This window comes from Enterobacter sp. JBIWA003, assembly GCF_019968825.1.
Lineage (GTDB): Bacteria > Pseudomonadota > Gammaproteobacteria > Enterobacterales > Enterobacteriaceae > Enterobacter > Enterobacter quasiroggenkampii.
In genome coordinates this window covers 1,254,039-1,266,144 of record NZ_CP074170.1, presented here as the reverse complement: position 1 = coordinate 1,266,144, position 12,106 = coordinate 1,254,039, and the positions used below count along the sequence as shown (strand labels likewise).

At 58.1% G+C, this 12,106-nt stretch carries 9 protein-coding genes and 1 pseudogene; 5 read left to right on the top strand and 5 right to left on the bottom strand.

Annotated elements, in window-relative coordinates:
* The 3 genes from KGP25_RS06005 (at position 1) to KGP25_RS05995 (ending at position 1,907) form a co-directional block, all read left to right on the top strand.
* The gene (locus KGP25_RS06005; RefSeq protein WP_045909660.1) at positions 1-591 is read left to right on the top strand and encodes a hypothetical protein; all 591 of its coding nucleotides are present in this window, start codon (positions 1-3) and stop codon (positions 589-591) included.
* A 281-nt stretch (positions 592-872) separates the two neighbouring features.
* Positions 873-1,376 (top strand): DUF2569 domain-containing protein, encoded by a 504-nt coding sequence (locus KGP25_RS06000; RefSeq protein ID WP_045909661.1) that lies wholly within the window; start codon positions 873-875, stop codon positions 1,374-1,376.
* Positions 1,377-1,607: 231 nt separating this feature from the next.
* A complete protein-coding gene (locus tag KGP25_RS05995) occupies positions 1,608-1,907 on the top strand; it encodes a hypothetical protein (protein ID WP_126534563.1) in 300 nt (99 codons plus the stop codon).
* Between the two features lie 115 nt (positions 1,908-2,022).
* Here the strand turns inward: KGP25_RS05995 and KGP25_RS05990 are convergent, their stop codons facing one another.
* Positions 2,023-2,292 carry a DUF6678 family protein gene (locus tag KGP25_RS05990; protein ID WP_223540106.1) on the bottom strand — a complete coding sequence of 90 codons (270 nt, stop codon included), beginning with the start codon at positions 2,290-2,292 and terminating at the stop codon, positions 2,023-2,025.
* A 164-nt stretch (positions 2,293-2,456) separates the two neighbouring features.
* On the opposite strand from KGP25_RS05990, the pseudogene KGP25_RS05985 reads away from it, so the two are divergent.
* Positions 2,457-2,564 (top strand): annotated as a pseudogene (locus KGP25_RS05985) (AraC family transcriptional regulator); the annotation flags it as partial.
* On the opposite strand, the gene KGP25_RS05980 reads toward KGP25_RS05985, so the two are convergent.
* Positions 2,561-3,451, bottom strand: a complete 891-nt coding sequence (locus tag KGP25_RS05980; RefSeq protein ID WP_126534562.1) for an oxidoreductase — start codon at positions 3,449-3,451, stop codon at positions 2,561-2,563. The pseudogene KGP25_RS05985 and the gene KGP25_RS05980 sit on opposite strands and share 4 nt — an antisense overlap.
* Before the next feature lie 104 nt (positions 3,452-3,555).
* Between KGP25_RS05980 and KGP25_RS05975 the strand changes: the two genes are divergently transcribed.
* On the top strand, positions 3,556-4,677 hold the full coding sequence (locus KGP25_RS05975; RefSeq protein ID WP_048226000.1) for a YbdK family carboxylate-amine ligase: 1,122 nt from the start codon (positions 3,556-3,558) through the stop codon (positions 4,675-4,677).
* On the opposite strand, the gene KGP25_RS05970 is transcribed toward KGP25_RS05975, so the two are convergent.
* From KGP25_RS05970 to KGP25_RS05960, 3 genes are all read right to left on the bottom strand, one after another.
* Positions 4,607-7,762, bottom strand: a complete 3,156-nt coding sequence (locus KGP25_RS05970) for an efflux RND transporter permease subunit (RefSeq protein WP_223540105.1) — start codon at positions 7,760-7,762, stop codon at positions 4,607-4,609. The genes KGP25_RS05975 and KGP25_RS05970 overlap by 71 nt on opposite strands.
* Before the next feature lie 9 nt (positions 7,763-7,771).
* Positions 7,772-8,833, bottom strand: coding sequence for an efflux RND transporter periplasmic adaptor subunit (locus tag KGP25_RS05965; protein WP_223540104.1), 1,062 nt, complete (start codon positions 8,831-8,833; stop codon positions 7,772-7,774).
* A gap of 120 nt (positions 8,834-8,953) precedes the next feature.
* Positions 8,954-11,662 (bottom strand): cation-transporting P-type ATPase, encoded by a 2,709-nt coding sequence (locus tag KGP25_RS05960; protein ID WP_223540103.1) that lies wholly within the window; start codon positions 11,660-11,662, stop codon positions 8,954-8,956.
* Positions 11,663-12,106 lie beyond the last annotated feature (444 nt).

Below are 12,106 nucleotides of genomic sequence, written 5' to 3'. Positions count from 1 at the left end.
ATGCTGAATCCTGGATTCGTAACCCGCAAAGCACTTGCTCAGTGGCAGGATGTCCCCGTTTTTTTACCTCAGTTCCAGTTTCATGAAAAACACCGAACGGTCATTCATACTGCGCACCCTGAACATATTCTGCCGTTGATTGCCAACTTTGACGTCCGGCAAGATGCTGTGATTCGTCGGTTGATGGCTTTGCGGCAATTACCGCAAAAACTTCTGCGCGATCAGCAGGCTGGCTCAATTAGCAACTTTGGTCTGCACAGTTTCACCCTTTTGAAAGATTCAGCATCGGAGCTTTGCTATGGCTTAAGAGGGCAATTCTGGCGTGCAGATTTCGGTCTGGAAAACGTGCCGGATGCCAGCGCGTTTCAGACGCCTACCGTGCCGGGCAGCGCGACACTGTTGCTGCGCTACCAGGTAAAGGAACTGGCGCCAGGCCAGCATGAACTCAGTACGGAAACGTTCGTCTTTTGCCCGGACAGAAGCACCCGGCTCAGGATGGCGGCTTACTGGCTGGTAATACGGGCGGGCAGCGGCTGGATCCGCAGGAGAACGCTGAAAGCGGTTAGGATGAATATCGAGAAGCTGGACTGAAGTGCAACAGAGAACTTTATGGTGTTCAGTGTTAGCACTTTACTTTAAATATTCGTTTCCGGTCGGGAACTGTCGGAAAGAAATGTTTGAAGAACCGTTATTAGCAAAGAGCGGTCCCTGGTAGGGACTTAGAATGAATATCTGTGCTGCGGGAATCTCCCCTTAACGCAAATTTACTCAAAAAAGTTAGCTGCACAGCATACTTATTTATCAGTCAGTTGCGTTTGTAATAGACTTCGTTTAATCTATTGTAAATCATTAAATACTTCAAAGGTCCATATATGGAATGGGGATGCATAAAGTGTGGGGTCGAAATACCTCAGGACAGAGAGTTTTGCGACAGTTGCGAAGATAAAAACTTCAGGAAAATTGGAGGCTTTCTTTTTCTCCCTCTTATAGGATTAGTGGTTACTGCTGCTTCCTATCTTTTTGCAATGACAGATGCGTTTAAATTTACGATAGAAAATTATTCGCACCTGAATGCAAATGCAAAAATTTTCTTCATAGCTTCACTGGTTATTTATATTGGCGAATTTCTTTTTACAGTCACCGTTCTTTCATTTTTCCTAAGAAAGAAGAAATCGCTACCAAAGCTTTATATTTTGTTTTTAATATCAATCGTGACGACAATGTCATTTAATACCTATTTGCTTTACATATTAATTCCTGGCGCTGAAATTGGCTATAATGAACTTGTACCTATTTTTAGAAACGTGATTTCGGCTTTAATTTGGATTCCCTATTTCATAACCTCTGTTCGTGTAAAAAGAACGTTTATCCGATAAAAAACACGAGTGGCTTCATCATTTTGATGACAGAAGATGCATGGCTATACTAATGCACATACAGTCATCAACACTGAGCGGACGCTATCACCGTCCGCTCATTATACGGAAAGGGCAGAAAAGTGGGTAAGGTCCGCACTGAGTTAAGAACGGACACTCTTGTATAAAGCATGGCGTCGGATTACAGTGAGAGCATTGATTGATAAGTGAGTAAAATCAGAACAGTAGCCAATGAAACAAAAACTTCGCAAACGTAACCAGGACTGGATATCAAGGCAATTACAACGTGCGCGCAAAGAGAAAATGCCGTTAAGTTTCTTTATTAATTTTCCTTCAATACGAGCAACTGCGTGTAATGGTCAGCGCCTTAAACGGCGTGGTCGTCTCAAGCCTGACTGGAGTCGCGCATTGTTTCATCCGGGGTGGGGAGAAGTGCCGATTATTGGACCGCAAGGCTCAGTGTATTGGTTTGAGGGGTTTGATAAGGAACAATTACCTGGAGAATTGATGCCGCTATGGGAAGATGTTTGATTGTATTGACTTTGAATTAATAACTTTCAGTGTAACGCTTAGACAGTGAGAAGTAGAGGCCAATTCTACGCAAAGACTAACGTATTCCTGTTAGCCATTAAACGATTTTATCTGGTTAAAGATAATCTACATAGCTGACCGAATCTGCGTATCCCCAAATTCTATAACCGGTTGATACCTCGATTCCAGGGAGATGAATAGCGCGAAGAATAGTACCTACCATGGTATGTTGTTCAACTGAGTTTGTCATAATATCAAGATACTTGATATCCAAATAGCCACCTTCACAGAAATGGTAAAACCACTCGCCATCAACTGCAGATTCATAGCCATTGAGAAAAGTCATTTTCCATAAGGGAGGAGATTCCATGCTAACCATTGCCATGCGGATCTCATTCCATTTTGTATTATTCATGCAGCTATAAAGCATCTGAACCTCCCGGGCTCTGCTCCCGACAGATCAACACGCTACCAGGATAACAACGTAAAATTATGGCACAAAGCTGAAATGCATATTCACTTATCTTCCCCCCTCTCTATCGCCCCACCGCCACTCTCGGGTACGAATCCGTGAATGCGTTTATCACCATGTTCAGAAAAGTGATGGGCAGCACGCCCGCCCATTACTTTGCCGAACGGAAAAACAATAACCGTTAACCCGGCCCCTCGCTCCCCGCCGCCAGCAGCGGCACCACCACGTCGCTGATGGGCACCGCAATGCCGTGTTTACGGCCGTAGCGCTGGATCACGCCGTTGCGGATATCCCACTCCATCGGGCGATCCGCCTGACGGTCAGCGAGAATCGACGTACCCAAATCCACTGGCGCGCGCTGGAAGTTCGCCAGAATCTCTTGCGCCACGTCATCGGCCAGCTTCGCCCCTTCGGCGCGGGCGACAGTAAGCCCCTCGCGCAGGTAGGCCAGCGCAAGCTCGCTGATATCCTCGCGCCTGAACATCCCGGCACGGCGGTTGGCCAGCACCATCAGCCCGGCGACCGCGTTTTGCAGCAGCTTGCGCCAGGCGACGGTAGGGAAATCAGCCGAGAGTTCAACTTCACAGCGCGTACCGCGAAGCGCCTCGACCACCCGCTGCGCCTGAGGCACGTCCGGCAGCGTCAGGCGCGGCTTCGCCCGTAGCCAGACGGAGGCATCCGGCTCGCGCTGCGCCGGGAACCAGACCACCGACGGCAGCACAGTCGCGCCACTGACCAAAGGCTCAAGCTGAGCCTTCTGCTCTACGCCATTTTGCAGGGCACAGACCACCGTATTTTCATCGCACAGCGCGCGCAGCCACCCGGCGCTGTCGGCGTTTTGCGTCGTTTTCACCGCGATAAACACGAGGTCGACGGGGCGCGTGATGACCGCCGGATCGGTTAATACCGGACCGGGCACCACCGTTTCCCCTTCATCGTGACGCAGGCGTAATTCCGGATGCGCGGTGCGTCCGCAGAGTAGCGGCGTGCGGCCAGCGTCATGCAGTACCGCGGCAACGGTGGTGCCAATCGCACCGGGACCAATCAGCGCAATGGTTGGATAGTCAGACATGAGTCACTCCCCTTTTGCTAAGCCTGCTATCAGTTATACCACCCTGAGACGAGCGCGCCACACCCGTTGTCTATACTCAACATTCACAGACAACGGAGTGCGCCATGCCTTTACCCGATTTTAAATCCTCTGAACCGTTCACCCTTGGCATCGAGCTCGAACTGCAGGTGGTTAACCCGCCGGGGTACGATCTCAGCCAGGACTCCTCCGCGCTTATCGCCGCCGTCAAAGACGACATCAAAGGCGGTGAAGTCAAACACGACATCACCGAAAGCATGCTTGAAATCGCCACCGGCGTGTGTCAGACCATCGATCAGGCGGCGGCGCAGTTCTCGGTGATGCAGCAGAGCATCCTGCGCGCGGCGGCGGAGCAGCACATTCAGATCTGCGGCGGCGGGACGCACCCGTTCCAGAAGTGGCAGCGCCAGGAGGTGTGCGACGACGAGCGCTATAACGTCACGCTGGAGCGCTTTGGCTATCTGATTTTGCAGGCGACGGTGTTCGGTCAGCACGTTCACGTCGGCTGCCGGACCGGGGATGACGCCATTTACCTCCTGCACGGCCTGTCGCGCTTTGTACCGCACTTTATTGCCCTGGCGGCCGCCTCGCCGTACATGCAGGGCACCGACACAAAGTTCTCCTCGTCGCGGCTCAATATCTTCTCCGGGTTCCCGGATAACGGACAGATGCCGTGGGTCAATAGCTGGCAGGAGTTTGAAGGGCTGTTCCGCCGCCTGAGCGCCACCAGCATGATCGACAGCATCAAAGATCTGCACTGGGATATTCGCCCCAGCCCGCATTTTGGCACCGTTGAGGTGCGGGTGATGGATACGCCGCTGACGCTCGGCCACGCGATTAACATCGCCGGGCTGATTCAGGCCACGTCACACTGGCTGCTGACCACGCGACCGTATAAGCATCAGGAACGGGATTTTCTGCTCTACCGTTTTAACCGTTTTCAGGCGTGTCGCTACGGACTGGAGGGGATCCTGACGGATGTGCATACCGGCGAGCAACGAACCGTGGCGGAGGACATCGCCTGGCTGCTGGAGCAGGTGGCGCCGTCGGCCGATAAGCTCGGTGCCACAAGCGCAATCAATGAAATTGCCCTGCTGTTAAAGCAGGGCAAGAGCGAGGCGCAGCGCATGCGCGACTTTATCGCCGACGGCGGCTCGCTGATTTCTCTGGTCCAGAAGCACTGCGAGCTGTGGGCGACGAGTCCGTAAGGCCGTGGCCCCACTCCCGCAGGCGCTGGAACAGCACGAACAGCGCGGGGATGAACAGAATCCCCACCACGGTCGCTACCAGCATGCCGCTGAAGACCGTGGTGCCGATGATGCGGCGGCTCTGGGCGCCTGCGCCGGTCGCCAGCATCATCGGCAGAACGCCGATAATGAACGACACAGCGGTCATCATCACCGCGCGGAAGCGGCGCGAGGCCCCTTCTCGCGCGGCATCGACAATCGCCATTCCGTCCATACGCCGCGCGCGGGCGAACTCGACGATAAGAATCGCGTTCTTGGCCGCTAACGCGATCAGCAATACCAGACCAATCTGCACGTACACGTCGTTGGCGTATCCGGCCATCCACAGCCAGACCAGCGCCCCGCCAATGGCAAACAGCACCGAGAGCATCACGCTTGCCGGGAGCGTCCAGCTCTCGTACTGGGCGACGAGGAACAGCCACGCCATCACCACCGCCGCCAGCACGATCCAGATCGCCTGATTGCCGGTCTGCTGCTCCTGGTACGACATACCGCTCCAGGCGTAGTCGTAGCCGGCCGGCAGGCTTGCCGCCAGGATCTCGCCCATCGCCGCCATCGCGGTGCTGCTGCTCACCCCAGCCGCTGCCGAGCCGCTCACCGACACGGACGGGAACTGGTTGTACTGCTGCAGGAACGGCGCGCCGACGGTTGGCGTGATGGTGACGAGGTTGCTCAGGCGCACCCGCTCGCCGCTGTTGCTGCGCACGAACAGCTCGCTGATCTGCTCTGCGCGCTCGCGCCACTGCATCTCGTTCTGCATCACCACGTGGTAGACGCGGTTGTTGATGCTGAAATCCCCGGCGCGCGTGCCGCCAAAGGCGGTTTGCAGGCTGCTGAAGATGCGCGACACCGGCACGTCAAGACGGGCGGCGCGCTCGCGGTCAACGGTCAGCGTCAGCTGCGGCACGTTGCTGCTCCAGGTGGTGAACACACGGCTCAGCTGCGGGTGCTGGTTGGCTTTCGCCAGCACCTCACGGGTGACGCGCTCCAGCTCCGCCGGGCTCTGCCCCGCCTGGGCCTGGATGCGCAGGTCAAAGCCGGAGGCGTTGCCCAGCCCCGGCAGCGTCGGCGGCGCGAAGGTCATGATGGTCGCTTCCGGCAGGGCCAGCAGCTGGCGCTGCAGGGTGCCCATCACCTCCTCCAGCGGCGGACGCGCGCTCCAGTCCTTCAGCATGATGGAGATAAACCCGCCGTTGGAGGCGCTGGTGCCGTTGAGGATGTTAAATCCGGAGACCTGAATGACGTCCTCCACCGCCGGATTTTGGGCGATCAGCTCCCGCGCGGTGGTCATCACCGCTTCGGTGCGCTCCAGCGAAGCCGCTTCCGGCAACTGAACGCTGGCGAAGAAGTAGCCCTGGTCCTCCTGCGGCAGGAAGCCTTTTGGCATCGACATAAAGCTGAACAGCACGACTGCCGCCGCGCCTGCGGTGGCCAGCAGCGCCAGCCACGGACGCAGGTTTAAGACATGCACGAGGCGGGTGTAGAAACCGCGCGTGGCATCCAGCCCGCGGTTGAAGGCGCGATAAATGGCCGCCGGTTTCTCCGGACGCGGACGCAGCAACATCGCGCACAGCGCGGGCGTCAGGGTCAGCGCCACCAGGCTTGAGAGCGTCACGGCGGTGGAGAGCGTCACCGCGAACTGGCGGTAGAGTTCGCCGACAATCCCCGGCAGCAGCGCCACCGGCACAAATACCGCCAGCAGCACCAGCGTCGTCGCGATCACCGGCCCGGCAATCTGGCGCAGCGCCAGCGCGGTTGCCGCCGTGCGGCTCTGTCCTTCCGCCATCAGCGTTTCGACGCTCTCCACCACCACGATGGCGTCATCCACCACCATGGTCAGCGCCAGAATAATGGCAAACAGGCTGAGCGTGTTGGCGGAGTAGCCGAGCGTGTAGAGCACCGCAAAGGTGCCCACCAGCGACACCGGGATGGCGAGGGCGACAATCAGCGTCGCGCGCCAGCTCTGCAGGAACAGGGAAACGACCACCACTACCGCCAGCATCGTCAGCGCCAGCGAGACGCCGATCTCTTTAATGGTGGCGGCCACAAAAGAGGTGGTGTCGAATTTCACCTCATAAACCAGGTCGTCCGGGAAGCGCGTTGAGAGGCGTTCCAGCTCCGCGCGTACCGCATCGGCCACGCGCAGGGCGTTGGCGGACGGCGTCGGGTAGATGCCCAAATAGGCGGAGTCGTGGCCGTTCAGCTGCGCGCCGGAGCTGTAGCTGCGCGAGCCGAGCTCGATGGTGGCGATCTCCTTCAGGCGCACCAGCTGGCCCATCTCCCCGGCGCGGATGATGATGTCGGCAAACTCTTCGGCCTGGCTTAAGCGCCCCAGCCCGTTGATGGTCAGGGTCTGCTGCTGGCCGTTAAACACCGGCGGCGTGCCCACCTGACCCGCCGCGCCCTGTACGTTCTGCTCACGCAGCGCCTGCGCCACGTCATCGGTGGTGACGTTCAGGGCGTTCATGCGGTCCGGGCGCAGCCAGATGCGCATGCTGTAGTCGCGCGCGCCGAACATCTGCACCTGCCCTACGCCGGGCAGACGCGACAGCGCCTCGCGCACCTGGGTGCTGGCGTAATTGCTGACGAACAACGGCGTGTGGGTGTTGTTCGGTGAGTAAAGACTTACCCCCATCATCAGGTTGGTGGCCCGCTTGCGCACCTGCACGCCGTTTTGCTGCGCCTCGGTCGGCAGCTGCGCCACGGCCTGCGCCACGCGGTTTTGCACGTCGATGGCCGCGAGATCCGGATCGGTGCCCGCCGCAAAGGTAATGTTCAGGCTGTAAGTGCCTTCGTCCGAACTGGTGGACTCCATGTAAAGCATATGGTCCACGCCGTTCAGCTGCGTCTCCAGCGGCGTGGCGATGGCCTCCGCCACGTCAGCGGAGCTGGCACCCGGCCAGCTGGCAGAGACGTTCACCACCGGCGGCGTGATCTGCGGGTACTGCTCCACCGGGATAATCCTCAGCGCAATGGCCCCCAGCAGGGTCATGACCAGCGCAATCACCATCGCGAAGCGCGGGCGTTTGATGAAAAACGTCAGCATGATGGCTCCTTAATTCAGTATCTGGAGAGCAGCGCCGGGCTGCACGCGCTGCGCACCGTCAGTGATCGCTCGCTCACCGGGCTTCACGCCAGAGGTGATCTGGAACTGCTGGCTAATCTGACCAGCCACGTTCAGCGGGCGCATTTCGGCGTTGCCGTCGGCATTAACGACCCAGGCAAAGTAGCCGTCGCCGTTCTGCTGGACCGCGGCGGCAGGCAGGGTCAGCACCGGCTGTTCGCTTGCCGGGCGCAAAAACACGTTCACATTGCCGCCGGGCAGCAACTGATGGCGCGGATTGGCAAACTCGGCGCGCAGCATCACGCTGGCGGTACGCGGGTCAACGCGGTTATCCACTGACGTCAGCTCGCCGCTGACGCGCTGGCCGTTGCTGTCGATCAGCGCCTGCCAGGCACGCTTCATGGCGTTGATATCCGCATGCTGTCCGGCTTTGGCGGCAAACGCCCCCTCTTCCAGCGCAAAGGCGATGCGGATCGGGTCAAGCTGCACCACCTCCACTAAAACGCCGCTCGCCGGGTTGACCAGGCTACCCACATGGAAGCTGCTGTGCCCCACGCGGCCGTCAATCGGCGAGGTGATACGGGTGTAGCTCAGGGTGACGTTGCGGGCTTCGAGCCGGGCCTTCGCCTGCTCGAGAGCGGCACTGGCGACGTCGCGCTGCATGCGGGCGTTGTCCACGTCGTGACGGCTGATGGCGTTGCTGCTGCCGAGACTTTCAAAGCGGGAAAGCTGCTGCTGCGCCTGGCGCAGCGTGGCTTCGGCGCTTTTCACTTCGGCCTGCGCCAGGCGCAGGGCGGCGCGCGGCTCGGCGTCGTCCAGTTCAAACAGCACGTCGCCTTTTTTCACGTACTGCCCGTCGCGGAAGTGGATTTTGGCAATCGCGCCTTCCGTGCGCGCCCGTAGCTCAACGGTGTGAATGGCTTCGATGCGGCCCGGGATCTGGCGCTCGGCGGCGTGGGCGGTTTGCCCCACAGTGGCGACGCGAACGGGGATGGCGGCGAATGCGGGTTGCAGGGTGCAGGCGAGGAGCGCGAACAGGACCGGGAATTTCATGGGAGTACCTCAGCGTTGTCTCCCCTCACCCCGGCCCTCTCCCAAAAGGGGCGAGGGAGAAAACCGGGCGGTCCCCTCTCCCCTGTGGGGAGAGGGTTAGGGTGAGGGGTAAGGTTTTCGTTATGCAGCCTTACGGAACCTGCGGGTCAGTCGCTTCTCGATTTCGACGACGAAGAACATCACGCCTGCAACGGCCAGGGTCACAAACCAGTAACGCAGCGGCAGGGCTTCGGTACCGAACAGCATCTGCATAAACGGCAGGTAGATAATCGCCGCCTGGAGCAGGAACAGCACGCCCGTCACCAGCCAGATCCCTTTGTTCGCCAGCAGACCGCGGTTGAGGGAGAACCCTTCGGTGTTGCGGCAGTTAATCATGTATACCCACTGGGCGCAGACCAGCATCTGCAGCAGCACGGTGCGGATAAACTCCGCGCTGTGGCCGCGCGGAGCCAGCCAGGCTTCCAGCGCAAAGGCGGCGATGGCAATCATGGTGCCGACGAAGGCCACGCGCCAGACGGCGTAGGCGTCCATCACGTGCTGCCCGGTCTGACGCGGCGGACGGCGCATGATGTTGCGCTCGGCGGCCTCAAAGGCCAGGCCGAAGGAGAGCGTGGCGGAGGTGGCCATGTTCATCCACAGAATCAGCACCGGCGTCAGCGGAATGATGTTCCCCGCCAGCAGCGCAATCACAATCAGCAGCCCCTGCGCCAGGTTGGTCGGCATGATGAACAGGATGGTCTTCTTCAGGTTGTCGTAAACGCGACGCCCCTCTTTCACCGCGCTGGCGATGGTGGCGAAGTTATCGTCCGTCAGGACCATGTCCGCCGCCTCTTTGGTCACTTCCGTGCCCTTAATGCCCATCGCAATACCCACGTCCGCCTGACGCAGCGCCGGGGCATCGTTCACGCCGTCGCCGGTCATGCCGACGATTTCGCCTTTGTCCTGCAGCGCTTTCACCAGGCGCAGCTTATGCTCCGGGCTGGTACGGGCGAAGATGTCATACTTCACCGCCGCGTCCGCCAGCTCGGCGTCGTCCATCTTCTCCAGCTCATAGCCGGTGACCGCCTGCTCGCTGTTGCTGATCCCCAGCATCTGCCCGATGCTCATTGCCGTCTGCGGGTGATCGCCGGTGATCATCTTCACGCGGATCCCCGCCTGCTGGCAGGCGTTAATCGCGTCAATGGCTTCCGGGCGCGGCGGATCCATCATCCCGGCGATGCCGAGGAAGATCAGACCGTGGCTCAGGTCATCGTGCGTCAGTTCCTGCTCGCCGTTCGCTGGTTTGAACGCCGCGGCGACCATGCGCAGCCCCTGACGCGCATAGCGCTCCATCTCACTTTCCCAGTACGTGCGGTTGAAGGCTTCTGCACCGTGACGGGTCTGCTGCTGCGCACAGAGGGCGAAAATGACGTCCGGCGCGCCGGTGATCAGGATCTGCTCCTCACCGCCAATCTGGTAGTGGGTGCTCATGTACTTGTACTGCGAGTCGAACGGGATCTTGTTAACCAGCGTGGTCATCACCGGCTCAAGGCTGGCTTTCGCCGCCAGCACCTTCAGCGCGCCCTCGGTTGGGCCGCCGGTGATGCCCCACAGCCCGCGATCGTCCTGAATCAGCTGGCTGTCGTTACACAGGTCGATGGTGCGCAGGTACTGCTCCATCACGGTGCCCGGCTGGATCTGCACCGGCTCGTCGCTGCCTTCCAGGTAGATGTTACCCACCGGCTCGTAGCTGTTGCCGTCCACGCGGTAGCAGGCGTCGGCGGTGATGATGGCTTTGACAGTCATCTCGTTCATGGTCAGGGTACCGGTTTTATCCGAGCAGACCACGGTCATCGCGCCGAGCGTTTCAACCGTCGGCAACTTGCGGATAATCGCCCGCTTGCGCGCCATCGCCTGCACGCCAAGGGAGAGGATGATGGAGATAATTGCCGGCAGACCTTCTGGTACGGAGGCCACCGCCAGGCTAATCAGGGAGAGCAGCAGCTCGCCCATCGGGATCTCGCGGAACACCAGGCTGAAGACAAACAGCGCGGCCATCATTGCAAGGATAATGGCGAAGATCGCTTTACCCAGCTTGTCCATCTGCACCAGCAGCGGCGTACGGTGCTTCTCGATACCCGCCATCATCTGGTTGATGTGGCCGAGTTCAGTATCCTGACCGGTCGCGGTGACCACACCGATGCCGCCGCCCGCGCTGACGGTCGTCCCGGAGAAGACCATATTGGTGCGATCGCCCAGCGGTAATTCGCCGCTCAGAGGATTAACGTGTTTATCCACCACGGTGGATTCACCGGTCAGAATCGCCTCTTCCACACGTAAATTATGCGCTTCAATTAAACGCATATCCGCCGGAATACGATCCCCCGCGCGTAATACAATAATATCGCCCGGGACTATTTCAGTTGTGGGGATTGTTTCATGGTTGCCGTTACGAATAACGCGCGCCTCGCTGGCAAGCATATTACGAATACTCTTCAGGGATTTTTCCGCGTTACTTTCCTGAATATGACCAATTAAGGCATTGATTACCGCCACGCCCAAAATAACCAGCGTATCAACCCAGTGGCCCATTACTGCCGTTAATACGGCGGCGGCCAGCAGGACATAAATCAGCACATCATTAAAATGGGCCAGGAAACGCAGCCAGGCGGGTTTGCCTTTTTTCTCCGGCAGCGCGTTCGGCCCTGTTTTTTGCAGACGCGCCTGCGCCTCTGCACGGTCCAGACCGCTGGCCTGGCTCTGCGCGTGTGCAAGCACCTGCTCTACGGTCTGCTGGTATGCCAGCCCGCCGGAAGGCGGCACGTTCGGAATCACTTTTTTTTCAGTCATCGTATTTTTCCTTCAATTTCCGGTGAACAGAAGCCTGAATTCCTTTCGGGCTTAAATAAATTCATTTTAAAGTCTTGCGGGTAAAATTGATCTACCGCAATATAATGACTTCTCGGTTATTCAAAACTGATTAAAACTATTTCGATGATCTGATTTTTACAAAATATTTCTAAACCAAAACTAAACGAGGGGGAACCATGTGGGGTATTTATCGCGGGCGCAGACTGGTGTTATACGTTATCGCGGCCATTGTTATTGCCACGTTAATTGGTTATAGCACCTATACATTTGTAAAATTATTTTCCTGATGCGGACGTTTATTTACATAACGCGATATTAATATAAACGCCGGGTCGTATGTTGTTATTTGTGCGCAGTAATAATGTCTTTGTTTTATTCAAAAAGGTCAGCGGGGCTGATATTGCTTTACGTTACAGAATGCCG

Excerpts from the sequence above, each read along its gene's own strand:
- KGP25_RS06005 (WP_045909660.1), top strand. The coding sequence starts at position 1 with ATGCTGAATCCTGGATTCGTAACCCGCAAAGCACTTGCTCAGTGGCAG.
- KGP25_RS06000 (WP_045909661.1), top strand. The coding sequence starts at position 873 with ATGGAATGGGGATGCATAAAGTGTGGGGTCGAAATACCTCAGGACAGA.
- KGP25_RS05995 (WP_126534563.1), top strand. The coding sequence starts at position 1,608 with ATGAAACAAAAACTTCGCAAACGTAACCAGGACTGGATATCAAGGCAA.
- KGP25_RS05990 (WP_223540106.1), bottom strand. The coding sequence starts at position 2,292 with ATGGCAATGGTTAGCATGGAATCTCCTCCCTTATGGAAAATGACTTTT.
- KGP25_RS05980 (WP_126534562.1), bottom strand. The coding sequence starts at position 3,451 with ATGTCTGACTATCCAACCATTGCGCTGATTGGTCCCGGTGCGATTGGC.
- KGP25_RS05975 (WP_048226000.1), top strand. The coding sequence starts at position 3,556 with ATGCCTTTACCCGATTTTAAATCCTCTGAACCGTTCACCCTTGGCATC.
- KGP25_RS05970 (WP_223540105.1), bottom strand. The coding sequence starts at position 7,762 with ATGCTGACGTTTTTCATCAAACGCCCGCGCTTCGCGATGGTGATTGCG.
- KGP25_RS05965 (WP_223540104.1), bottom strand. The coding sequence starts at position 8,833 with ATGAAATTCCCGGTCCTGTTCGCGCTCCTCGCCTGCACCCTGCAACCC.
- KGP25_RS05960 (WP_223540103.1), bottom strand. The coding sequence starts at position 11,662 with ATGACTGAAAAAAAAGTGATTCCGAACGTGCCGCCTTCCGGCGGGCTG.